The 21,652-nt window shown below is 64.4% G+C and carries 27 protein-coding genes and 1 pseudogene; 13 read left to right on the top strand and 15 right to left on the bottom strand.

Features of this window, described 5'->3' with window-relative positions; all coding sequences use genetic code 11:
- Positions 1-558: 558 nt before the first annotated feature.
- Positions 559-1,431: a 1,4-dihydroxy-2-naphthoate polyprenyltransferase gene (locus AC5Y5C_RS13815; RefSeq protein ID WP_499972910.1), complete on the bottom strand. Its 873-nt coding sequence runs from the start codon at positions 1,429-1,431 to the stop codon at positions 559-561.
- A 36-nt stretch (positions 1,432-1,467) separates the two neighbouring features.
- The gene (locus AC5Y5C_RS13810; protein ID WP_499973233.1) at positions 1,468-2,085 is read right to left on the bottom strand and encodes a superoxide dismutase; all 618 of its coding nucleotides are present in this window, start codon (positions 2,083-2,085) and stop codon (positions 1,468-1,470) included.
- Positions 2,086-2,521: 436 nt separating this feature from the next.
- Between AC5Y5C_RS13810 and AC5Y5C_RS13805 the strand changes: the two genes are divergently transcribed.
- Entirely contained in the window at positions 2,522-3,295 is a 774-nt protein-coding gene (locus tag AC5Y5C_RS13805) for an S-methyl-5'-thioadenosine phosphorylase (RefSeq protein WP_499972908.1), read from the top strand.
- Here the strand turns inward: AC5Y5C_RS13805 and AC5Y5C_RS13800 are convergent.
- Complete coding sequence (locus tag AC5Y5C_RS13800) at positions 3,292-3,789, bottom strand: pyridoxamine 5'-phosphate oxidase family protein (protein ID WP_499972906.1); 498 nt, start codon at positions 3,787-3,789, stop codon at positions 3,292-3,294. The two genes, AC5Y5C_RS13805 and AC5Y5C_RS13800, sit on opposite strands and share 4 nt — an antisense overlap.
- Before the next feature lie 52 nt (positions 3,790-3,841).
- Here AC5Y5C_RS13800 and AC5Y5C_RS13795 point away from each other — a divergent pair, with 52 nt between their 5' ends.
- On the top strand, positions 3,842-4,300 hold the full coding sequence (locus AC5Y5C_RS13795; protein ID WP_499972904.1) for an SRPBCC family protein: 459 nt from the start codon (positions 3,842-3,844) through the stop codon (positions 4,298-4,300).
- A 22-nt stretch (positions 4,301-4,322) separates the two neighbouring features.
- Here AC5Y5C_RS13795 and AC5Y5C_RS13790 read toward each other — a convergent pair whose 3' ends face one another.
- The 3 genes from AC5Y5C_RS13790 to AC5Y5C_RS13780 are packed head-to-tail and all read right to left on the bottom strand — an operon-like array spanning position 4,323 to position 6,362.
- On the bottom strand, positions 4,323-4,841 hold the full coding sequence (locus AC5Y5C_RS13790; protein ID WP_499972903.1) for a cupin domain-containing protein: 519 nt from the start codon (positions 4,839-4,841) through the stop codon (positions 4,323-4,325).
- Between the two features lie 34 nt (positions 4,842-4,875).
- Entirely contained in the window at positions 4,876-6,024 is a 1,149-nt protein-coding gene (menE, locus tag AC5Y5C_RS13785; RefSeq protein ID WP_499972901.1) for an o-succinylbenzoate--CoA ligase, read from the bottom strand.
- On the bottom strand, positions 6,021-6,362 hold the full coding sequence (locus AC5Y5C_RS13780) for a DUF3349 domain-containing protein (protein ID WP_499972899.1): 342 nt from the start codon (positions 6,360-6,362) through the stop codon (positions 6,021-6,023). Before AC5Y5C_RS13780 ends, menE begins: the two co-directional genes overlap by 4 nt.
- A 61-nt stretch (positions 6,363-6,423) precedes the next feature.
- Here AC5Y5C_RS13780 and AC5Y5C_RS13775 point away from each other — a divergent pair.
- The 3 genes and pseudogenes from AC5Y5C_RS13775 to AC5Y5C_RS13765 all read left to right on the top strand — a co-directional run bounded on the left by AC5Y5C_RS13775 (position 6,424) and on the right by AC5Y5C_RS13765 (position 8,244).
- Positions 6,424-6,638: pseudogene (locus tag AC5Y5C_RS13775) on the top strand (hypothetical protein).
- On the top strand, positions 6,623-7,906 hold the full coding sequence (locus tag AC5Y5C_RS13770; protein ID WP_499972896.1) for an inorganic phosphate transporter: 1,284 nt from the start codon (positions 6,623-6,625) through the stop codon (positions 7,904-7,906). The pseudogene AC5Y5C_RS13775 and the gene AC5Y5C_RS13770 overlap by 16 nt, the downstream one beginning before the upstream one ends.
- A 59-nt stretch (positions 7,907-7,965) precedes the next feature.
- Positions 7,966-8,244 carry a hypothetical protein gene (locus tag AC5Y5C_RS13765; protein WP_499972894.1) on the top strand — a complete coding sequence of 93 codons (279 nt, stop codon included), beginning with the start codon at positions 7,966-7,968 and terminating at the stop codon, positions 8,242-8,244.
- A gap of 34 nt (positions 8,245-8,278) precedes the next feature.
- On the opposite strand, the gene AC5Y5C_RS13760 is transcribed toward AC5Y5C_RS13765, so the two are convergent.
- The gene (locus AC5Y5C_RS13760; protein WP_499972893.1) at positions 8,279-8,665 is read right to left on the bottom strand and encodes a VOC family protein; all 387 of its coding nucleotides are present in this window, start codon (positions 8,663-8,665) and stop codon (positions 8,279-8,281) included.
- Positions 8,666-8,695: 30 nt separating this feature from the next.
- Entirely contained in the window at positions 8,696-9,580 is an 885-nt protein-coding gene (locus AC5Y5C_RS13755) for an SDR family oxidoreductase (RefSeq protein WP_499972892.1), read from the bottom strand.
- A gap of 110 nt (positions 9,581-9,690) precedes the next feature.
- Here AC5Y5C_RS13755 and AC5Y5C_RS13750 point away from each other — a divergent pair, with 110 nt between their 5' ends.
- Positions 9,691-10,527: an SDR family oxidoreductase gene (locus AC5Y5C_RS13750; RefSeq protein ID WP_499972891.1), complete on the top strand. Its 837-nt coding sequence runs from the start codon at positions 9,691-9,693 to the stop codon at positions 10,525-10,527.
- A 25-nt stretch (positions 10,528-10,552) separates the two neighbouring features.
- Here the strand turns inward: AC5Y5C_RS13750 and AC5Y5C_RS13745 are convergent, their stop codons facing one another.
- The 4 genes from AC5Y5C_RS13745 to AC5Y5C_RS13730 all read right to left on the bottom strand — a co-directional run bounded on the left by AC5Y5C_RS13745 (position 10,553) and on the right by AC5Y5C_RS13730 (position 13,152).
- Positions 10,553-11,485: a 1,4-dihydroxy-2-naphthoyl-CoA synthase gene (locus AC5Y5C_RS13745; RefSeq protein ID WP_499972889.1), complete on the bottom strand. Its 933-nt coding sequence runs from the start codon at positions 11,483-11,485 to the stop codon at positions 10,553-10,555.
- A gap of 57 nt (positions 11,486-11,542) precedes the next feature.
- Complete coding sequence (locus tag AC5Y5C_RS13740; protein WP_499972888.1) at positions 11,543-12,238, bottom strand: hypothetical protein; 696 nt, start codon at positions 12,236-12,238, stop codon at positions 11,543-11,545.
- A 108-nt stretch (positions 12,239-12,346) separates the two neighbouring features.
- The gene (locus tag AC5Y5C_RS13735; RefSeq protein WP_499972886.1) at positions 12,347-12,805 is read right to left on the bottom strand and encodes a carboxymuconolactone decarboxylase family protein; all 459 of its coding nucleotides are present in this window, start codon (positions 12,803-12,805) and stop codon (positions 12,347-12,349) included.
- Positions 12,802-13,152 carry a GNAT family N-acetyltransferase gene (locus AC5Y5C_RS13730; protein ID WP_499972883.1) on the bottom strand — a complete coding sequence of 117 codons (351 nt, stop codon included), beginning with the start codon at positions 13,150-13,152 and terminating at the stop codon, positions 12,802-12,804. The genes AC5Y5C_RS13735 and AC5Y5C_RS13730 overlap by 4 nt, the downstream gene beginning before the upstream one ends.
- Before the next feature lie 49 nt (positions 13,153-13,201).
- Between AC5Y5C_RS13730 and AC5Y5C_RS13725 the strand changes: the two genes are divergently transcribed.
- Both AC5Y5C_RS13725 and AC5Y5C_RS13720 read left to right on the top strand, forming a co-directional pair.
- Positions 13,202-14,209, top strand: a complete 1,008-nt coding sequence (locus AC5Y5C_RS13725) for a pirin family protein (protein ID WP_499973231.1) — start codon at positions 13,202-13,204, stop codon at positions 14,207-14,209.
- The gene (locus AC5Y5C_RS13720; protein WP_499972882.1) at positions 14,210-15,388 is read left to right on the top strand and encodes a GGDEF domain-containing protein; all 1,179 of its coding nucleotides are present in this window, start codon (positions 14,210-14,212) and stop codon (positions 15,386-15,388) included. It abuts the gene before it with no gap.
- Positions 15,389-15,398: 10 nt separating this feature from the next.
- Here AC5Y5C_RS13720 and AC5Y5C_RS13715 read toward each other — a convergent pair whose 3' ends face one another.
- The 3 genes from AC5Y5C_RS13715 to AC5Y5C_RS13705 are packed head-to-tail and all read right to left on the bottom strand — an operon-like array spanning position 15,399 to position 16,969.
- Complete coding sequence (locus tag AC5Y5C_RS13715; protein ID WP_499972878.1) at positions 15,399-15,848, bottom strand: nitroreductase/quinone reductase family protein; 450 nt, start codon at positions 15,846-15,848, stop codon at positions 15,399-15,401.
- A 32-nt stretch (positions 15,849-15,880) separates the two neighbouring features.
- Complete coding sequence (locus tag AC5Y5C_RS13710) at positions 15,881-16,582, bottom strand: Clp protease N-terminal domain-containing protein (RefSeq protein WP_499972874.1); 702 nt, start codon at positions 16,580-16,582, stop codon at positions 15,881-15,883.
- 60 nt (positions 16,583-16,642) lie between these two features.
- Positions 16,643-16,969 (bottom strand): hypothetical protein, encoded by a 327-nt coding sequence (locus tag AC5Y5C_RS13705; RefSeq protein ID WP_499972872.1) that lies wholly within the window; start codon positions 16,967-16,969, stop codon positions 16,643-16,645.
- A gap of 137 nt (positions 16,970-17,106) precedes the next feature.
- Here AC5Y5C_RS13705 and AC5Y5C_RS13700 point away from each other — a divergent pair, with 137 nt between their 5' ends.
- The 5 genes from AC5Y5C_RS13700 to AC5Y5C_RS13680 are packed head-to-tail and all read left to right on the top strand — an operon-like array spanning position 17,107 to position 21,652.
- Complete coding sequence (locus AC5Y5C_RS13700; protein WP_499973230.1) at positions 17,107-17,745, top strand: histidine phosphatase family protein; 639 nt, start codon at positions 17,107-17,109, stop codon at positions 17,743-17,745.
- A gap of 18 nt (positions 17,746-17,763) precedes the next feature.
- Positions 17,764-18,732, top strand: coding sequence for an o-succinylbenzoate synthase (locus tag AC5Y5C_RS13695; protein WP_499972869.1), 969 nt, complete (start codon positions 17,764-17,766; stop codon positions 18,730-18,732).
- Positions 18,733-18,743: 11 nt separating this feature from the next.
- Positions 18,744-19,580 carry an alpha/beta fold hydrolase gene (locus tag AC5Y5C_RS13690; RefSeq protein ID WP_499972868.1) on the top strand — a complete coding sequence of 279 codons (837 nt, stop codon included), beginning with the start codon at positions 18,744-18,746 and terminating at the stop codon, positions 19,578-19,580.
- Positions 19,581-19,592: 12 nt separating this feature from the next.
- The gene (menD, locus tag AC5Y5C_RS13685; RefSeq protein ID WP_499972865.1) at positions 19,593-21,215 is read left to right on the top strand and encodes a 2-succinyl-5-enolpyruvyl-6-hydroxy-3-cyclohexene-1-carboxylic-acid synthase; all 1,623 of its coding nucleotides are present in this window, start codon (positions 19,593-19,595) and stop codon (positions 21,213-21,215) included.
- Positions 21,212-21,652 (top strand): DUF3592 domain-containing protein, encoded by a 441-nt coding sequence (locus tag AC5Y5C_RS13680; protein ID WP_499972864.1) that lies wholly within the window; start codon positions 21,212-21,214, stop codon positions 21,650-21,652. The genes menD and AC5Y5C_RS13680 overlap by 4 nt, the downstream gene beginning before the upstream one ends.

The following is a 21,652-nucleotide window of genomic DNA, read 5'->3' as shown; positions in this document are numbered from 1 at the left end:
AACTTCAGATTGAGTAAAAGTTAACAAAAGGTGTACTGTGGGTGACATACAAGCGGCGCCTAGCGCTTTCGTTGCCAGTGGGTTTCCGGGGGCCGCACCTGAATATGCGGATTTACGGAGTCACGATGTATGCACTCACGAAGGCACGGAACGTTCTTTGCTGTACGGCGCTGTTAGCTCTTCCCCTGTTCGGATTGGGAGTGCAGGGTGTCGATGTTCTGCGCGAGCCAGCGGTCGGGGAATCGCTGGCGGGCCCGATCGAGCCGCCAATACCCGGACCGGGCGGGGGAGACGGTTCCCGTCAGTCATTCACCAATCAGCAGCCCGGCAGGGATGGCAACAGCGGCTGGGGAACGCTTCCCCAGGGCCAGGGACATGCGTGCCAGAACAGCTGGATATTTTGCGATGCCACCGGTAACCCGAATCGCTCAGATCTGCCTCCGGGCTACAACCAGGGGGGCGGATGGGTGAGTGCGCCGGACCACACCGGTGTTACGTGCCAAAACACAGGTGTTGTCTGTAAGAACTTCTCCTGAGGCCATCGTGGCCCCAAGGGGTTTAGCTCAACCAGGCGAGCGCTGAGGCGGTGAGAATCGCCCAGCCGAGCATGGCGAGCCCGGTATCGCGTAGCGTCGGAATCAATTCTGGCCCTTGTGCTTTGATGACAACCGGTCGGGCAGCCTTGACCATCAACGGCAACATCACCAGCCCGAGCAGGCGCCACGGGTGCCCGAAACCCAGTCCGGCGCTGACCAGAGCCGGAACCGTCAACAGTGCCGGGAACAGGATGCGGGTACGCGCGTCGCCCAACCGCACAGCCAGCGTGATCTTGCCGGACTCTCGATCGGTGGGGATATCGCGCAGATTGTTGGCAACCAGCACCGCGCTGGAGAAGCTGCCGATCGCCACCGCCAGTGCGAGGCCGATGGGACTAGCCTTCGAGGTCTGCACATACTCGGTACCCAACACGGCCACGAGGCCGAAGAATATGAAGACCGCGATTTCGCCAAAACCACTGTACCCGTAGGGTTTCGAACCGCCGGTGTAGAACCAGGCGCCGGCGAGGCAGACCGCGCCGACGGCCACCAGCCACCAGGCGGTGGTGATGGCCAGCGCCAGCCCCGCTGCCGCGCCCAGGGTCAGGAATGCGATGGCGACGGTCTTGACGGCCGTCGGTGACGCCAGCCGAGAGCCGACCAGCCGCAGCGGTCCCACCCGGTCGTCATCGGTCCCGCGGATTCCGTCCGAATAGTCGTTGGCGAAGTTGACTCCGATAATCATGCATACCGATACGGCCAGCGCTAGAAGCGCTTTCCACCAGACGGGAGCGCCGGCGGCTGCTGCGGCACCCGTGCCGGCAATTACCGGGGCGAGGGCGTTGGGCCAGGTGCGGGGGCGGGAACCTTCGATCCATTGCGCAATGCTGGCCATGTGGCCGATCCTGCCATGGCCGCGTCGAAACCTTCGCTACGGGAAGATCAAGCCGGGTGTCTTCGAGAGCGCCGCGGAGAAACGCGCCTGGACATCCGGCCAGTTCACCACGTTCCAGAACGCCTTCACGTAGTCGGCCTTCACGTTCTTGTACTGCAGGTAGTACGCATGCTCGAAGACGTCCATACCCAGGAGCGGAACAGTACCGAACGGCACATTGGACTGCTGGTCGTACATCTGGAAAGTCAGCAGCTTCTTGCCGAGGGTGTCGTACCCCAGCCATGCCCAGCCCGAGCCCTGAACACCGTTGGCTGCCGCGGAGAACTGCTCGCGGAACTTATCGAAGCTCCCGAACTGCTGGTCGAGAGCGGCGGCTAGCTCGCCCTGTGGTTTGTCACCGCCGTTCGGGGAGAGGTTTTTCCACCAGATCGAGTGGTTCACGTGGCCGCCGAGATTGAACGCGAGGTTCTTTTCCAACAGCACGATCGTGGCGTTGTCGCCCGTCGCTCGAGCCTCGGCGAGCTGCTCCACGGCATCATTGGCACCTTTGACGTATGCGGCGTGGTGTTTGTCGTGGTGCAGTTGGTTGATCTCGCCGGAAATATGCGGTTCCAGGGCTGAATAATCCCAGTCGAGATTCGGTAATGCATACACGCCGGTTGTCTCCTTCGTAGGGGCCGTTCCTTCGCGGGGCTGATCGGCACAGGAGGCGAGTGCCAGGGCTCCGGCGGATGCCGCTGCGGTAGCTATCAGGAACTGTCTTCGATGTAGTTGAGGCCCAATCGAATTCATCTCTTCACCGTAGCCTTGACCGCAGACGCGTCAAGGCTGGAGAACGGGCCGCATCACCGGCGTGCAAGTGTGAATTTCCAACAGCAATTCATGTACTCGCCACGCGATGGCTGCGATCAGCAGTGTTAGTTCCACCATTCGGTTGCGGCAACTATGGGTATATTGCTTGGTGAATGTGAGAAAATTGCACCCGCAATATGTCGGGAACTATTGCAGGTATATGGGCGACTAATTGTTTGTAGAGTGCGGCCGTATACCCAACTGGTCGTAGGCCGAAGCGTTGAACGACAATGTCGGCATGCTCGCAGTGATCGGTGGTAGCGGTTTCTACTCGTTCTTCGACAAACCGGTGCGGACCGTCACCCCGACGACGCCGTACGGTCAGCCCAGTGCGCCCATCACGATTGGGCTGGTGGGGGAGCGTGAGGTGGCGTTTCTGCCACGGCACGGCAGTCGCCACGAATTCTCGCCGCACACCGTGCCCTATCGCGCCAACATGTGGGCACTACGTGCGCTCGGGGTTCGACGGGTCTTCGCGCCGTGTGCCGTGGGCAGCCTCACCCCCGATCTGGGTCCCGGCGCCATCGTGGTGCCCGATCAGCTGGTGGACCGCACTAGCGGGCGCGAGCAGACATTCTTCGACAGTGGCGGTATCCATGTGGAATTCGCCGACCCGTACTGCCCGGGGCTGCGGGCCGTATCGCTGCAACCGGAGAGCGTCGACGGAGGCACGATGGTGGTGGTGCAAGGACCGCGGTTCTCGACCCGGGCCGAAAGCCGGTGGTACGCGTCGCAGGGTTTCACTCTGGTCAACATGACCGGATACCCCGAGGCGGTGCTGGCTCGCGAACTTGAAATTTGCTATGCCGCAATCGCTTTGGTCACCGATCTGGATGCCGGAATCGAACACGGGCAGGGCGTCCGGGCAGTCGACGTGTTCGCCGAATTCGAGCGGAACATCGGCGGATTCAAGGAGCTGGTGCGCTCCGCGGTGACCGCGACCGAATCCGTCGACACCTGTGGGCACTGCCGTGCACATGACGGCGTCACACTGCCGATCGAACTTCCTTAGGGAGCGTAGCGGGTCTGTCCGTGCGGGCTCTTGGCAAAGGACAGCACCTTCGACGGCACCACTGTGTATACGACGGCGAATTGATCGCCCTCGCCGAATCCGCCCTCGCTGGGTGTGAACTTCCAGTCCTCGCCGTACTTTTCGAAGTAGGCGTCCGCGAGGTTTTGTAGGACTGCGGCATCGAGCACGCGTTTGGCCGTCCCTTCGACGACGACGTCATGCCCGTCATTCCAGGTGTTGACGCCGGTCGCGACGGCCACCGTGCAGTTCGCGTCGAGATTACGGGCCTTCTGCTCGGCCGGGCCCGTGCAGAACACGAAGAAGTCCCCTTGCCACAGGCCGACCAATGGAGTCATGTGCGGTCTGCCATCGGCGCGGACAGTGGTCATCCAGTACAGCTCGGCAGTAGCCAGCAGCGCAGATACGTCGTGCCATGCGGGCGCGGTGGCACCGGGCTCGCTGAACCGCTGATCGAAATGAGAAATGAGGGTCATGGTGATACAGACCCGGCCCGCCACCGAGATTCATCGCGGGTACCGTAACGCCATGCGTGATTCGGTCACCGTGCACATCGCCGCTCCCGCCGACAAGATTTGGGCATTGGTCAGTGATATCACCAACACCGGGAAGTTCAGTCCGGAGACATTCGAGGCCGAATGGCTCGACGGCGCCACCGGCCCTGCGGTGGGTGTGCGTTTCCGCGGTCATGTGAAGCGCAACCAGAAGGGGCCCGTCTACTGGACGGTGTGCCGGATCGTCGAATGCGACCGCGATCGTTCCTTTGGTTTCGCAGTGCTCTGGCCCAACGGTAAGACGGTGATCACCTGGCGCTATCGGTTCGAGCCCGTCGGCGACGGCACCGACGTCACCGAATCCTTTGAACTGACACCGACATTGCAGCTGCGCATCTATTGGGCCCTTCTGGGCTGGGCACGCGGACGCACAAACCGTAACGGCATGCGTGTGACCCTCAACCGGATCAAGGCGGTCGCCGAGGCCGCCTGACTCGGTCGCCGGGGCCGCCTGATCAGAGGGAGTCCAACGCCGACAGGCCCCGCCCCTCGGACCACACCGCGCTCTGAACGAAGTGATTGTCGTAGGTTTCCTGCGCGGCCTGCAGCTTGCCGATATCGGCTTGGCCGTGGACGATTCGGTCGAGCAGCCGGAAGTAGTCGAAGCGCTGAACCCCGGGGGAGAGCACCGTGAAGATGTTGGCGTCGCTGTTCGCGGCGGCGCCGAACGCGTGCGGCATCAGCCGGGGAACCAGCAGTGTGTCACCCTGTTCCAGAATCTCGATGCGATCTCCCGCCAGGATTTCCAGCCGCCCCGACACCAGGTAGAAAAGCTCGATGGATCGAGTGTGGAAATGTGGGGCCGCGCCGTTGGCGCCCCTGGGCAAGTAGATGCTCAGGACACTGACCGCCCCAGCTGTCGCGTCGGAGTCCATCACCAATCCGGTCTCGTTACCTGCTGCGGTGCTGACAATCTCGCGGTCGCCGTCCCGAACCAGAAGCGCGGACCCCGGCACAAACTGCTTACGTGTCATGGCGTCAACGCTATGAACTCAAGTCAGCTTGAGGTCAAGAGAAGCGTTTGACGAGGGCGCGGCGGTCCAGTTTTCCGATCCCGCGCCGGGGTAGTTCATCGAGGAGGTGTAGTTCACGCGGGGCGGCGGTGTCATCGAGCGTTGCGTTGACGTGCGCGCGGAGATCCTCCAGCGTCGGGATGCCCTCGGGGGAAGGCACCACCGCGACGGCGACCCGCTGGCCCAGCCGGTCGTCAGGAACGCCGAATACAGCGCATTCGGCCACCAGCGGGTGGGTGGCAAGGGTGGCCTCCACCACCTGCGGAACCACGGTGAGCCCGCCGGTGCCGATGGCCTCGTCCAATCGTCCCAGCACCCGCAACCGGCCGTCGTCGAGCTCGCCGAAGTCATCAGTATGGAACCATCTAAGATCTGCAAATGCCTTGTGGTCCGGAATATTTCGATACCCGGATGCCACCGTGGCACCACCGAGGCTGATCCGTCCCTCCGGGCCGATGCGCACCTGGACCCCGGCGAGAGCCACCCCGTCGTATACGCACCCGCCGCAGGTCTCGCTCATGCCGTAGGTCCGGACTACCGGGACACGTGCCTGCGCTGCCCTGATGGCCACGGATGCAGGGAGCGGACCACCGCCCAGGAGCACGGCGTCAAAAGAGGCGAGTGCCTCCGACGCTGCGGGATCTTTCAGCGCCTTCGCTAATTGTGTTGCTACCAAAGAGATGTACCGACGATTCGCGGTCATCTCGGTGGCCGCGCGCACGAAGTCGGATATGGAGAAACCGGCCGAGACGTCCATGACGACGGGTTCGGTTCCGGCCTGAATGCTGCGCAGCAGCACCTGCATTCCGGCGATGTGATGGGGCGGTAGTGCCAGTAGCCATTGGCCAGCACCGCCCAGGCGGGCATGCGTGGCCGAACCGCTGGCGGCGAGGGCATCGCCGGTAAGCATGGCGCCCTTGGGTTTTCCCGTTGTACCTGACGTCGAGATCACCACCGCGACATCCTCGGCGATCGGTTCGTCGGCGGCGAGTTCAGAGGCGAGGAAATGGGCCTGATCGGCGTCGTCGGCGGGCACGGGCAAGACCGCGTCGCCACGGCCATCCAACAGCTCCGCCAGGCGGGGCAAGAGGCCGAGCATGGTCTGCCCGCTGGGTACGGGCACGGCGCGCAGTAGCCGGGTCACGCCGGGTGGTCGGAGGCCTGACCGGAGCCCGGTTCCTCACGGTGATCTGCGGGCTCACGCGGATCATCAAGGGGCCACCCCTTTTTCGCCAGTCGCTCGCGGATGCGCTCGATATCGTCTGCGGTCGGCAGCTCGTCGGTTACCTGGGTGATGAGCACGGCGATGTCGATGTTGTCGAAGTCGCCGCGGGCCATCAGTTCACGGGCCACGGTTTTGACTTCGTCGTTACTCAACCTGCGGCCCAGCAGCGCCAACAGCGGGACATAGTCAGGCGGCGGGACGCCTTCGGGGTATCCCGCCCGAAGCCAGGTGACGATCTTGCTCAGAAATGCGTTCACGGCCTCAAACTCCTGTACGGACGGGCGGCCGTCCTCTTCGTGTCGACTGCTAGGGATCGTAGTGCTGTTGGCTGGTGTTGTCGCCAGGCAAAACTAGCCGCAATCAGCCAGGAAGCCCGCGCGCATTCCGAACAGTCAGCACCCGGAAGGTTAACGGAATGTGAACTCCTTGCGGGAAATATCAAACTGGCCGGTCAGCGCCCAAACTTGGTCTTCCATCAGCTGGTCAAAGTCAAGGCCTTTACCCCAGAATTAGCGCCATGGACGCAACCATGATCATTCTGGTGCTGTTGATCGCAACAGCACTGGCCTTCGACTTCACCAACGGGTTTCATGACACCGGTAACGCCATGGCGACGTCCATCGCAACGGGCGCGCTCAAGCCCAAGACCGCGGTTCTGCTCGCGGGCGTCCTGAACCTTGTCGGCGCCTTCCTGTCCGTCGAGGTCGCGGTCACCGTGACCACCTCGGTCATCAAGGTGCAGGACAGCAAGACCGGTCATTTGCTGCCTAACATCACCCCGTCTATGGGCCTGACGATCATCTTCGCGGGTCTCATCGGCGGCATCCTGTGGAACCTGCTGACCTGGCTCTTTGGTATTCCGTCCAGCTCGTCACACGCGCTCTTCGGTGGCCTTATCGGTGCCGCCCTCGCCGCCATCGGCTTATCGGGCGTCAAGTGGGACGGCATTCTGCAGAAGGTCATCATCCCTGCGCTCGCTGCGCCGCTCATCGCGGGATTGGTTGCCGCTGCCGGCACGTGGCTGGTCTATCGGATCACTCGCAACGTGGTGAAGAAGCGTCGCGAGGAGGGCTTCCGCTGGGGCCAGATTGCCACCGCGTCCCTGGTTGCGCTGTCACACGGAACCAATGACGCGCAGAAGACCATGGGTGTCATCGCCCTGGCACTCATCACCACCGGCCACCTGACGGGCAACGTCAAGGAGACCGGCCTGCCGTTCTGGATCATCGCCAGCTGCGCGCTTGCGATCGGCCTCGGCACCTACCTTGGCGGGTGGCGCGTCATCCGCACCCTGGGCAAGGGCCTGGTCGAGATCGAGTCGCCGCAGGGTCTGGCCGCAGAGGCGTCCTCGGCCGCGATCATCCTGAGTTCCAGCGCCGCCGGCATGGCCCTGTCCACCACGCACGTGGCCACCGGTTCCATCCTGGGTAGCGGTGTCGGCAAGCCCGGCGCCGAGGTGCGCTGGGCCGTGGCCGGCCGCATGGTGCTGGCCTGGCTGGTCACCCTGCCTGCTGCCGGCATCGTCGGCGCGCTGTCCTACTGGCTCTCCAAGGGCATCGGTGACCTCACCACTCCGATGATCGGCGACCTCATCATCTTCGCCCTCCTCGTTGGGCTCTCCGGTTACATGTGGTGGCGCGCTCAGCAGGAGAAGGTCGACTCCAGCAACGTCAACGCCGATTGGGACGACTCCACCAACTCGGTGGTGCCCGCCGATGTCCGCGAGGCCAAGACCGACGCGTCCGTCGTCAGCAAGGATGCCTCGAACAAGGACTCGGCCAACGACACGGCCTCGGTCTAACCAGCCCAGCGACCCAGACCCGAAGCGACGTAGACCCAAAGAATAGTAAGGAAGCCTCAATGAACTACTTGGAAGCCATCGGCAAGGTGCTCGTTGTTGGGTTGGTCCTCGGTGCGGGTCTGCCGGCGGTGTTCGCGGCGGGCCTGGTCGCCTACTCGTCGGGAGTCGGTGGCACCAATGACGACGGCACGGTCACCGCATCCAACCCGGCCGTGAAGTTCCTGGGACTGGCGCTCTTCACTCTGGTTGGAGCGGTTGTCGTCCTCGCGCTGTTGTGGATTACCCGGACAACGATCATCCACCACACGGGCGTCGACTTCTTCCCGTTCGTCAAGTAATAACGCGGCCAACTCCAAAGACACCCGGCGGAAGCTACCGCCGGGTGTCTTTGCGTAATGGGTGGTCCGGGGGGATCTGCACGAAAATCAGCGTGACGCCGTCGGGGTCGGCGACATGCATTTCGTGGAGGCCCCATGGCTCTTGCTGCGCGGCACGGGTTATCGACACCCCGCGGCCCTCGAGGTCGGTTTGCGCGGCGTAGACGTCGCGTACCTGGAGCCACAACGCACCGGGAAATGCCGCCGGCGGCCCCTCTGTACGGCCGTGCCCGGCGATCTCGACGAGGGACTGTCCGGCGAAGAACACCATGCCCGCCCCGTAGTCGCGGGCTATGGCAAGGCCCAGCGTGTCTCGGTAGAACGTAAGCGTTGCGTCATAATCCTTAGGACGCAACAGTATTCGGCTGGACAATATCTCCATACCCGTGTCTACCACGGAGACGGAGCCCTATCAGAGAGTTTCGCGCCCCGACATTGCCACCCGTGTCACCAGGCTGGGTGCCACGGCATTGGTGGCAGCCGACATCACCGAGATCCTCGGTGCGATGCGCACCACGCGCGTGCGGGCTGCCAGCACCATCCACTCGGCGGCCTCCGCGGAGGTCAGCGCCGCCGCGTTGGTGTATGCCTCGGTCGGCGCAATCATCGGGGTGCGCACCAAGGGGAAGTACAGGGTGGTGGTGTGCACGTTGTACTTGCCGTATTCGGCATCCACGATCCGGCTGACCGTCGACAACGCGGCCTTGGAAGCGTTGTACACCGCGAACTGCGGCACGACGTCCGTGAGCACGCCCCAGGTGGCCACGTTGATGATGTGGCCACTGCGGCGCTCGACCATGCCGGGAGCGAACCCGCGGATCAGGCGCAACGGCGAGAAGTAGTTGAGCTGCATGGTCCGCTCGGCGTCATGCCAGCGATCCAGAGACTCGTAGGTCTTACGCCGGATGGAGCGGCCGGCGTTGTTGACCAGGATGTCGACTCCGCCGTGACGCTCGTTCACGGTCTCCACCAGCTTGTCGATGGCGTCGAGGTCGGACAGGTCGCATGCGATGGCATCCGCGGTGCCGCCGGCGGCGGTGATGCGCGCGGCGACCTCGTTCAGCAGGTCCTCACGTCGTGCCACCACGATGACCTTGGCGCCGAGCTTGCCGAATTGGTACGCGGCCTCCTCGCCGATACCCGAGGACGCGCCGGTGATGAGGACGCGCTTGTCCTTGACCGAGACGCCGTAGTTTGCGTCGAGCTTCGCCCGGAGGAGCGATGGGCTGGGGAAAGGCTGCATCAGGGCGCGGGCAAAGGCGGTGTTGAGTCGCTTGCTCACCGAGTTCTTACTCACGAGTAAGAATGGTAGGCCCCACGAACTGAATGGGGTACCGGTGGGCCCTCGTGACGTACGTCTCGTCCTAGGCTGGGCCCCACTGACCCGATGACGACAAGGACGTAGCTATGGGATCACTGGCAGGTAAGACCATCATCATGTCGGGAGGCAGCCGCGGCATCGGGCTGGCGATCGCGCTTCGGGCCGCGCGGGACGGCGCGAACATCGCGATCATGGCGAAGACGGCCGAGCCGCACCCGAAGCTTCCCGGCACCATCTACACCGCTGCCGAGGAGATCGAGGCCGCCGGTGGCCATGCACTCCCCATTCTCGGCGATGTCCGCGACGACGAGATTGTGGCTTCGGCTGTGGCGCAGACGGTCGAGAAGTTCGGCGGCATCGACATCGTGGTCAATAATGCGAGTGCGTTGAATCTCGCTCCCTCGGAATCGATTTCGATGAAGGCCTACGACCTGATGCAGGACATCAACGCCCGCGGCGCCTTCTCGCTCTCGAAGTCGGCGATCGGCGCGCTCAAGGAGGCCGAGAACCCGCACATCTTGACCCTGTCACCGCCAATCACGCTGGAACCCAAGTGGTTCGATCAGACCACCACCGCATACACCATCTCGAAGTTCTCCATGAGCCTGGTGGCCATCGGGCTGGCCCAGGAGCTACGCGAGTACGGCATAGCGTCGAACTCGCTGTGGCCGCGCACCACAATCGATACCGCCGCCATCCGCAACATCCTCGGCGCGGAGCTCGTCGCCCGTTGTCGCTCGGCCGAGATCATGGCCGACGCCGCGTACGAGATTCTGACCAAGCCCAGCCGTGAGGTCACCGGAAATAGCTTCATCGACGACGAGGTGCTCACCGAGGCGGGAGTCACCGACTTCTCCAAGTATCGCCAATGTGCCGAAGAAGAACTGGAACTCGACTTCTGGATGCAGCGCACGGCAAGGTAGCCACACAGAAATCGAGCCTCAGGGCTTAGTAATGCCAGGGGTACGGTGACCAGTCCGGCTTGCGCTTCTCCAGGAATGAGTCACGGCCTTCGACTGCCTCATCGGTCATGTAGGCCAATCGTGTTGCCTCCCCGGCGAACAGCTGCTGCCCGACAAGTCCGTCATCGGCGAGATTGAAGGCGTACTTCAGCATTCGTTGTGCCTGCGGTGACTTCTCGTTGATGGCGGCGGCCCATTCCAGCGCGACCGTCTCCAGGTTTTCGTGGTCGACGACCTCGTTGACCGCGCCCATGTGATGCATCTGTTCGGCTGTGTACGGCCGGCCCAGGAAGAAGATCTCACGGGCGAATTTCTGCCCAACCATCTTGGCCAGGTATGCGCTGCCATAGCCGCCATCGAAGCTGCCCACATCGGCGTCGGTCTGCTTGAAGCGAGCGTGTTCGCGGCTGGCCAGTGTCAGGTCGCACACCACGTGCAGGCTGTGCCCACCGCCGGCGGCCCAGCCATTCACCAAGGCGATCACCACCTTTGGCATGAAACGGATGAGGCGCTGCACCTCCAGGATGTGCAGGCGGCCCGCACGACCCGGGTCCACGGTCTCGGCGGTCTCGCCCCCGGCGTACTGGTAACCGGTGCGGCCCCTGATGCGTTGATCGCCGCCGGAGCAGAATGCCCAGCCGCCGTCCTTGGGGCTGGGGCCGTTCCCGGTGAGCAGCACCGCTCCAACATCGGAGGTCATCCGTGCGTGATCCAGGGTTCGATAGAGCTCATCGACGGTGTGTGGCCGGAAGGCGTTGCGGACCTCGGGCCGGTCGAAAGCGATCCGCACGGTGCCCTGTTTGACGCCCTGGCTGACGTGCCGGTGATAGGTGATGTCGGTCAGATCCTCGAATCCCGCCACCGGCTGCCAGCGAGTCGGGTCAAAGGGATTGGCGGTCTGCCCGTCGTCTTGGGTCATGGCTCCGACTCTAGAGGCCGCCCGGTGCGTAGTCGGTCGACGGCTACCGGTGAACTTCTACGCGGACGACTGTGCCGAGGATGTCGTCCACTGGGTGAACAGGCCCGGCGGTGGCTGCTGGCACCACGCCCACTTGCCGCCCTCCTTACGGAACTGGTTCGGCTTGATCTGGGTCTGGGTCGCGGCACCGCCCAGGCTGTACGTCGCGGTGATGTCGCCGGTGGCGCTGTCCCCGACGATCTTGATGTTGTCGATCGCGAACTTCTCGACCGTGGTGGACTCGCGGATCACCTGTAGCACGGTGGCGGTGTAGGCGAACTGGTCGCGGTTGACTATCGCCTTGACGAGCGTCGCGCGCTCGCCGCTACCCGCACTCGGGAACCGTTGTGCCACATTGCTGGACAGCGTCGAGGTATCGCCATACATCAGCGCCTGCTCAGCGCCCTTCCAGGAATTGATCGAGGGGACCAGGGCCTCGTCGGCGGTGCGGCTGGACACCTGGTAGCGCGGGCAGGTCAGGGCGTTGCCGGCGTCCAAATCGAGGCTTCCAAGCACCTTTCCCATCTGGGCGGTCACTTGCCGGATCTGCTCTTGGTCACTGATCTGCGAGGCCGTGGCCGGTGGCGGGGGAGTCTCCGCGGGCTTCGTGAGTGTCTTGTAGACGGTGCACCCGGACAGGGCGGTGGCGAGCGCCACGGCGAGTATCGCCGAGCGCGCTGTCTTACGGAAATATGTGGCACGCACCTGCGGCATCGTCGAATACCTTCCCCGTGAGATAAGTCAGTGACCAGATCATTAGTCTGGCTTAAGAAATCTAACTCATGGTCGCCCGGTTGTATTCCCGGCCTAGGCCGTCGGGCGTCAGCGCCTTTTGATCGGGTGGCGGCTCAGAATCGAGATCCGGTTGAAGGTGTTGATCATGATGGCCGACCACACCAGCACGGATATCTGATCGTCCGACAGATCTTCACGTGCGGCGGCGTACTGCTCGTCGGTGAGATGGTGGTCGGCGACTTCCGTCACCGCTTCGGCGATCCTCAGCGCAGCGCGCTCCACGTCGCTGAACAGCTCGGCCTCCTGCCACACCGGCAGCACCGCGATCCGCTGAGAGGACTCGCCTTCCTCTAGCGCGATGCGGGTGTGTAGATCGAGGCAGAACAGGCAGCGATTGAGTTGAGATACTCGAATGTTGATTAATTCCAACGTTATTCGCGAGAGTCCGGCCTCGGTGGCCCGGGCGCGGAGCTCTGCGGCGGTCTTGGTCAGCCCCTGGTAGACGGACGGGGTTTGCTTGTCGATGTAGACACGATGATCGGTCATCCCTGGCGCGCCTCGACGGCGGCCAGCGCCTCGCGCGTCACCGGGCGCACCACGTCGTCGAACTCATGGTGCTTACCTACGAACTTCCGGACGTACGGGCATACCGGGACGATCCTGCGTCCCGTGGACCGTGTGGATGTCAGCGCCGACTCCACCAGCGTCCCGGCCAGGCCGCGTCCGCCGAACTTCTCGTCGACCTCCGTGTGATAGAAAATCCGCACTTCGGTGCCGTCCAGGGCGGTGTCCAGGTATTCGGTGAAACCCGCGAGTTCACCGTCTGCAGTGATCTCGAACCGGTGGTTATCGGGCGCGTCGGCGACCGTCGTGCTGGCGTCGGATTCGTCCATGGTGACCAACTATGCCGCACATGCCGCGAGTTCGGCCGATGATGGTCATATGAGCAATACGGAGACCACCCCGACGGAAACCCGCTGCGAGGGCGGCCCATGCTCGCGGGATGGAGCCGGACACCCTGTGGTCGAAATACTCACTCCCCGAGAGGTTCCGCTCGGCGGACCGCGTGCGATGACGGTGCTGCGGACCCTGCCCCAGGCCCGGCGATCGCTGATCGGCGCCTGGTGCTTCGCCGACCATTACGGGCCCGACGACGTCACGCAGACCGGCGGAATGGATGTCGCACCTCATCCGCATACCGGACTGCAGACGGTGAGCTGGCTGTTCACCGGGGAGATCGAGCATCGCGACAGCCACGGAGTGCATGCGATGGTGCGCCCGGGTGAGCTCAACCTGATGACGGGTGGCCACGGTATCTGTCATTCGGAGGTGTCGACGGCCCAGACCACCACACTGCACGGTGTGCAGTTATGGGTCGCCCTGCCCGATGAATCCCGGGACGCGGCACGTGATTTTCAGCATTACGCGCCGCAGGCGGTGGCCGTGGGCGGGGCGAGTCTGCGGGTGTTCGTGGGGACCCTGGCGGGGCAGGCGTCCCCGGTGCGTACCGCCACCCCATTGCTGGGCGCCGAATTGCTGCTTGAACCGCGGAGCGTGGCGCGGTTCGATGTCGACCCAGGGTTTGAGCACGGATTGCTGCTGGATACCGAGGCAGTTGAGTTATCCGGCACCAGGTTGTCGCGGGGCGAGCTCGGTTACGTGGGCACCGGAGTCGATCAGCTCACCGTCCTCAACCCGACAAGTGCCGTAGCGCGGGTGATCCTGTTGGGCGGCACGCCGTTCGGAGAGCAGATCGTCATGTGGTGGAATTTTGTCGGCCGTGATCACGACGAGATCGCCGAATTCCGCGAGGAATGGCAGGCCGAGTCCGAACGCTTCGGTCATGTCGATGGATATCAGGGTGCGGTAGCGCGCCTGCCTGCTCCGCCGCTACCCACCGTGCGTATGGTCCCCAGGCGCAATCCGCCGACCGCCAATCCGGAGAGCTAGATGCCGCTGAACAGAATTGTCATGTATATCCGGTCTACCGCCTGGATGAGTTTTCTGATCCAGTGGTGGACCGAGCCGGTTCCCACGGGCTGGCTGCGAGCTTTCCTGCGCGCACGCAAGCTCGATAGGACCGTGCGCAACCTCATCGGCGGGTATGCGTTGATCTTCGCGGCGATCTGCGTCGCGGTGCAGTTCAGCGACACAGGGCCCCGAAGCACCGTGGGCCGCGCCATCGTCGGGGTGTGCGCCGTGGGGGCATTGGGCTGGGCGGTGCGCTGGGTGGTGGGGCCATGGCCGTCCCTGCGCGAGGCGGTTGCCTTCGTCGCTTTCGCGGACGTCGGGATCGCGATCGCCTGCTGGCAGGACTCCGACCCACTGGCAGGTCTGGTGGGCACGGTGCTGTTCACGCCGGTCGGCGCGTACGTCAGCTTCTTTTTGGGGAACCGGTTGTTGGTGGCGCATGTGGCCTGGTGTGCGCCCATGATCATCGCGTTGTCCTCGCGCCTGTTCGCGGAGGGCACGGTGGGTGCGGCGATGACCGCGGTGGTGAAGCTGACGAGCATGCTGCTGGTGGTGGTGTTGATACCCGCGGTCATCCAGTTCGGCATCGCGGTGGTGCGGCTTGACGCGCTTGCCGCACAGCGTGATCCACTTACCGGTTTACTCAACCGCCGCGGGATCTTCGGTGAGTGGCAGCGCCTGCACAGCAGCGTGTCCCATGAGTTCGGGCTGGAAGGCGATCAGGTCATCGCCTGTGCCATCGTCGATATCGACCGGTTCAAGTCGATCAACGATCGGTATGGCCACGGTACCGGCGACCGGGTGCTCGTCGACCTCGCCAAGGCGCTCACCGCCGAGTCGATTCGCGGGAACCTGGTGGGCCGCTCGGGTGGTGAGGAGTTCCTCGTAGTGACGGTCTGCTCGGCAGAGGCCGTTGCCGAATTCGCTACGCGGCTCAGGGAAGCCGTGACGGCCTCCACGCCGGTGGGTATTGCCGTGACCGCGAGTGTGGGTGTCGCCGCGCAGCCGGTTGCGAGTGTGGCATCGGCGACTTCCGAGGAGGCGATCGACGTGTTGACCGCCTGCGCCGACCGCGCGATGTACGAGGCAAAGCGCAACGGCGGCGACCAATCCCGAATTCTTCATCCGGGTCACGCCCTCGAGGATGACTATTTGTGAGGGCGGGTATCTAGCTCTCCCATGGATCGAATCGGAACACCGCGGCGATCCCGGCGAGTGCCTCGAACTCATCCGGCGTGCCCTCCTTGACCAGCCCGGCGTTTCTGATGAAGCCGACTCCGGTGGGCACCTCGATCGGAAACGCGCGTAGCACCGGGCGGGAGTCCTCGGGTGACAGCTCCACGATATGGACCCGCTGGGTATGGCGCCCCTGCGTCAGGGTGCCCTCCTTGGCCTTGCGTGCGTTGGCGATCCAGGCCGATCCGGGAACTCCGCCGACGCCGTAGCGCTGGCCGTCGAGCGTGAATGGGGTGATGGGAGTCGAACGTGGCTTGCCGGACTTGGCGCCCGGGACCGTGAGGACCACCATCGGTAATTTGAGTCCTACCTTGTGCCCGCCGATGACGACCTTGTTGAAGTATCTGAGCCATCGGGGAACGGGCTTGATGTCAACTGGCATGACATTACGGTACCCCTGTCGGGGTGCGCTGGCTAGGGGGTCTTGCCGTTCAAAATATCGCCCAGTATCTGGTTCACGTGCTCCTCGGCGAGAATCGCGTTAAGTCCCAGTTCGGCCATCTTCCGGGACGTGTCGGTGTGGCCGGACAGGATCGCAAGCAGGAGGTGTTCGGTCCCGATGTAGTTGTGACCCAACCGAAGTGCGGTATGCAAGGTGGCTTCCAGGGCCTCTTGTGCGTCACTGTCGAACTCGGTGGTGGGCAGCTTCGGGGCGAGGGCCTCATAGTCGGGCGCCGGCCGATCGGGGATTCCGAGCGCGTCCGGCGTGATCCCGGCCTGTGAAACGATAAGTGCGGCAAGCCCTTTTGGGTCTATCATGGCGCCGGCAAGCAGGTGATCGATGGTGACCGGTGTGCCGTCGGCGAGGGCAAAACCTGCGGCGGCGACGACGGATCGCCTGGCTCGGTCGGTGAAGCGGGAGAACATCCGTACCGACGGCACGAAGCGCTTTTGTGCGGCTTGTTTGGACACGCCCATACTGGAGCCGATCTCACTCCAGGAGGCGCCGGAGCGCCGGGCCTGGTCGACGAAATGACCGATCAAGGCATCGGCATGATCGGAGAGTCGTCCCGCCAGCAGCATTGCGCCGGAGAGGTGGTCCAGGGCGGTGCCGTCGGGATCCATCCCGCGCACGGCGTCGATCAGGCTGTCGAGGGAGACAGGAAACGCGGCCATGCGTCAACCATAGGTTGACGAATATCTGGCTGTCAACCAAAAGTTGACCAGTTGATGGTGTCAATTGATGCGCGGCCGGAATCGCCTGCGCGCCGCATGGATGGCCCCGATCGAGCGGCCCAGGCGAGTTGCCACTTGCGCGGCGGTCGATGACGCATCCAGCGCCGTGTCGATTTCCTCGGTGGTCCAGGGCTTCTGCCAGTTCAACGGATGATCGGCGGCATCGGCGAAGTAGCGCTGGGAGCGTCGGGTGGCCCGTTGGTTGATCTGTTCCCAGCGTTCACGTTCCGCATCGCCGATCCGCTGCAGTCGCTGCGACTCTGCCGCCGAGCAGCCCCTGCATCGGCAACCCGATTGATATCCCGCGACACCGTGAACCGTCAGCATGTGCTCTCCTTCGCATATCCGCCGATGTGGGCAGATTTGCATCCGGCAGCGGTGCGCCTCTAGAAACCAAAGTCACTTTCGGCGGCGGGGCGCTGCCGATCGCCTGGACGTTCTGAATCGTGTGCGACGATCGGAAGGTGGAGCTGCGCCGGATCTATGTCGTGACGCATCCGGAGTCGACCCATCATCTTGATCGGCTGGTGGGGGGTTGGTACGACTCGGCATTGACGCCGGCCGGGCAAAGTGCCGCCGGCGCGATTGCCGTGTCGTTGCGGGCACGTGTCCCCGACGGAAGCGAAGTCGAGGTGTACACCTCGGATCTCATCCGTGCGGCACATACCGCCGCGGCGATCGGTGATGCACTGGGCACCGTTCCGATCATCGATTCACGCCTGCGTGAGAAGTCGTATGGCGAAGCAGGGGGCAGACCGCAGGAGTGGCTGGACAGGAGGTTCGTGCCGCCGCCCGCGGTGGGCGACCGGATGGCACATGATGAAGGGATTGCCGGCGCGGAGACCAAAAGCACTTTCGCGCAACGGATCTACGAGGCCGCCGGGGAGATCCTAGAGAGTCGCTGCCGTCACCAGGTCATCGTGACGCATGGCGGCGCGCTGACCTTCGTGGTGTCCGCGTGGATCAAGATGCCTATCGAATCGGCCGGTTACGTATCGTTCCGCGGGCCGCCCGGCAGCATCACCGTGCTCAGCGAGGACGACTACTTCCACAACCGAACGGTCGCGGAGCTGGGGAGTACCGCTCACCTCGGTTCGTCCTAGCGTGCGACGATCGCAGGTGTGGAGCTGCCCGCGCTAGACGATGTGCTCGACCGGTTGCATGTCGTCGCATTGCCCATGCGGCTGCGATTCCGTGGCATCACCACCCGTGAGGTGGCGCTGATCGACGGCCCGACGGGTTGGGGAGAGTTCGGCGCCTTCCCCGAGTACGAGGCACCCGAGGCGTCCGCTTGGCTATACGCCGCCGTCGAGGCCGCCTACACCGAGCTTCCCCCGGCCCGGCGCACCCGCATCCCCGTCAACGCGACGGTGCCCGCGGTGGCGGCCGCGCAGGTGCCCGAGGTGCTGGCCCGCTTCCCCGGCGCCCGTACCGCCAAGGTCAAGGTGGCCGAGCCAGGGCAGACGCTCGATGACGATGTGGCCCGCGTCGACGCGGTCCGCGCGCAGATCCGCACTGTGCGGGTGGATGCGAACGGAGGGTGGACCGTCGAACAGGCGGTCCAGGCGCTGACCGCACTGGCCCGTGGCGGACCTCTCGAGTACGCCGAACAGCCCTGTGCCACTGTCGAGGAGCTGGCGGAGGTGCGCCGGCGCCTCCCGGATGTGCCGATCGCCGCTGACGAAAGCATCAGGCGGGCAAGCGATCCGATGCGCGTCGCACGAGCCCGGGCGGCCGATGTCGCGGTGCTCAAGGTGGCCCCGCTCGGTGGTGTGGGCGCGCTGTTGGACATCGCGGAGCGCATCGGTATGCCCGTGGTGATCTCCAGTGCCCTGGACAGCGCGGTGGGTATCGGCATCGGTCTGCGTGCGGCCGCGGCGCTGCCGGTGCTGGAACATGCCTGTGGATTGGGAACCGGAGGGTTCTTTGTCGAAGACGTGGCCGCGTCCCCGGCCCCCGAGGACGGTTACCTGGCGGTGGCGTCGTTCACCCCCGACCCGGCCCGGCTGGCGACGCTTGCTGCCCCGGCTGACCGGCGCGAATGGTGGCGGCACCGAGTGGCCGACTGCTATCCACTGCTGAACCGGTAGGTTCAGTCAACGTGCCTCTCGCGAACATCAACGGCATCCAGATCAGTTACGACGATCGTGGGCCCCTGGCGCTCGGCGCCTCCGGTGATCCCGTCGTCTTCATCTCCGGGCGCGGCGGTGCGGGGCGCAGCTGGCATCTGCACCAGGTACCGGCATTTCGCGCCGCCGGATATCGCACGATCACCTTCAACAACCGGGGGATACCGCCGACCACCGAGTGCGCCGATGGCTTCACCCTGCAGGACATGGTGGCCGACGCCGCAGCGCTCATCGAGGATCTCGGGGCTGCCCCCGCCCGGTTGGTCGGGTTCTCCATGGGAGCGCTCATCGCCCAGGAGCTCGCGCTCACCCGTCCGGACCTCGTGACCGCCGCGGTGTTCATGGGGACCCGGGGGCGGGAGGACTCCACCCGGTCGTTCTTCCGTAAGGCCGAGCTCGAACTGTCCGCATCGGGGGTCGAGGTGCCGGCGTCCTACCAGGCGGCCATGCGCCTGCTGTTGAACTTCTCTCCGAAGACGCTCAACAACGATGCCGCCATCAAGGACTGGATAGACATGTTCACGCTGTGGCCGGAGCCGGCCTCGGGTGGCATCGATCACCAGCGCAGCGCCATACCCGCCCCCGATCGGCCCGGTGCGTACGCGGGCATCACCGTTCCGTCACTGGTCGTCGGGTTCAGTGACGATATGACGCTGCCGCCCTACCTCGGTCAGGAGGTGGCCGATGCCATCCCCGGCGGCAAGTACGTCGAGATTGCCGACGCCGGGCATCTGGGCTTCATCGAACGCCCCGACGAGGTCAACCGCGTGATCCTGGAGTTCTTTGCGAGCGCCTCTCGGGCGGTATGACACCCTGATGGCATGAACCCGTCGACCGCTCAGGCCCATGCCGTCGTCGACGAGCTGATCCGTGGCGGCGTCCGCGATGTCGTGCTGTGTCCAGGGTCGCGCAATGCCCCGCTGGCCTTTGCGTTGCACGACGCGGACAAGGCCGGGCGGTTGCGGCTACACGTGCGCATCGACGAACGCACCGCGGGCTTCCTGGCCATCGGGCTGGCCTCTGCCAGCGGCGCCCCGGTGCCGGTGGCGATGACGTCCGGGACGGCGGTAGCCAATCTGGGTCCCGCGGTCGTGGAGGCCAATTATGCCCGGGTTCCGCTGATTGTGTTGTCTGCCAACCGCCCCTACGAACTGCTCGGCACGGGCGCCAACCAGACGATGGAGCAGCTGGGCTACTTCGGTACCCAGGTTCGCGCTGCCATCAGCATCGGTCTGGCGGAAGACGGTTCGGAGAAGATCGAGGCGCAGAACCCGCACTGGCGTTCGGCGACGTGCCGAGTCTTGGCCGCTGCCAAGGGTTCCCGTACTGCTAACGCCGGCCCCGTGCAGTTCGACATCCCGCTGCGGGAACCGCTTGTGCCCGATCGCGACGGAGGACCGATACCCGCGGGCCGTCCCGGTGGGGTGCCATGGACGCACACCCCGGACGCGACGTTCGATGAACCCGTCGAGATCGATCTGACCCCCGATACCGTGGTGATCGCGGGCCACGGTGCACCTGCTCATGCCAACCTGTCGATGTTGCCCACGGTGGCCGAACCGACTGCGCCCCAACCTGACAACCCGGTACATCCGCTGGCGCTCAGCCTGCTGCATCCGCAGCAGGTGATCATGTTGGGCCGGCCGACCCTTCATCGGCAGGTCTCATCCCTACTGGCGGACAACCGGATTCCGGTATACGCGTTGACCACCGGCCCGCGCTGGCCAGATGTGTCGGGCAACTCGCAGGCCACCGGCACTCGGGCTGTCCTATCCGGAAAACCGGATGCCGCATGGCTGCAACGGTGCGCGCACGCGCATCAGAAGGCGCTCGATGCGGTGCGCGGACAGTTGAGTACCCATCCGCTGACCACGGGTTTGCATGTGGCAGCCAAGGTTTGTGGATCATTGCGCGATGGTGACCAGCTGGTGCTCGGCGCCTCCAACCCGGTACGTGATGTCGCGCTCGTTCCCTGGGGTGCCAAAGATGTTCGCGTGCGCTCCAACCGCGGGGTGGCCGGCATCGACGGCACGGTGTCGACCGCGATCGGTGCGGCGCTGGCGCACAAGGGCGGCCGCACCCTGGCGTTGATCGGCGATCTGACCTTTGTCCACGACAGCTCCGGCCTGCTGATCGGCCCGACCGAGCCGCGCCCCGAGAACCTGACCATCGTGGTCTCAAACGACAACGGCGGCGGGATTTTCGAACTGCTGGAGCAGGGCGACCCCCGATTTCGCGACGTTTCCTCCCGCATCTTCGGCACCCCGCATGACGTCGATATCGCGGCCCTGTGCCGCGCCTACCACGTGGATTCGCGATCCATCTCGGTGGAGGAGCTCGGCCCCGCGCTGGACGAACCGGCCGGCGGCATCAGGGTTCTGGAGGTCAAGGCGGACCGTTCGACCCTGCGCGAGCTGCACGCAGCCATCAGGGCCGCGCTGTGAAGCGGCGTTCCCGTGTCGTCAAGAGGCTCCGGATCGCGGTGTTGATCCTGGCGGGTTTGATGACTCTGCAGTCACTGCTACTGGTCGCGGGTGCCTGGCGAAACGACAAGGCCATCGAACGGGATATGGGTGTCGCGCTGGCCGAGGTGCTCAGCGCCGGGCCGCGGCGATCGACCATCGAGTTCGTCACACCCGAACGAGTCACGTATAGACCCGAATTGGGCGTTCTTTACCCATCCGAACTCAGCCCGGGCATGCGGATCTACGTCGAGTATGACAAATCCAACCCGGATTTGGTTCGCGTACAAGGACGTAACGCATCACTGTCGATTGTTCCCGCCGGTTCCATCATCGTCGTGGTGTGGATGGTCGCTGGGACGTTGCTGCTGGGGCTTGCGTGGATACAGCGCCGAAGTCCGGCGCCCGTGCACGCTTAA

It is taken from the genome of Mycobacterium sp. NGS15, from assembly GCF_059813245.1.
Note: the sequence above shows the minus strand (reverse complement) of the source record. Positions and strands in the feature narration are given on the sequence as shown.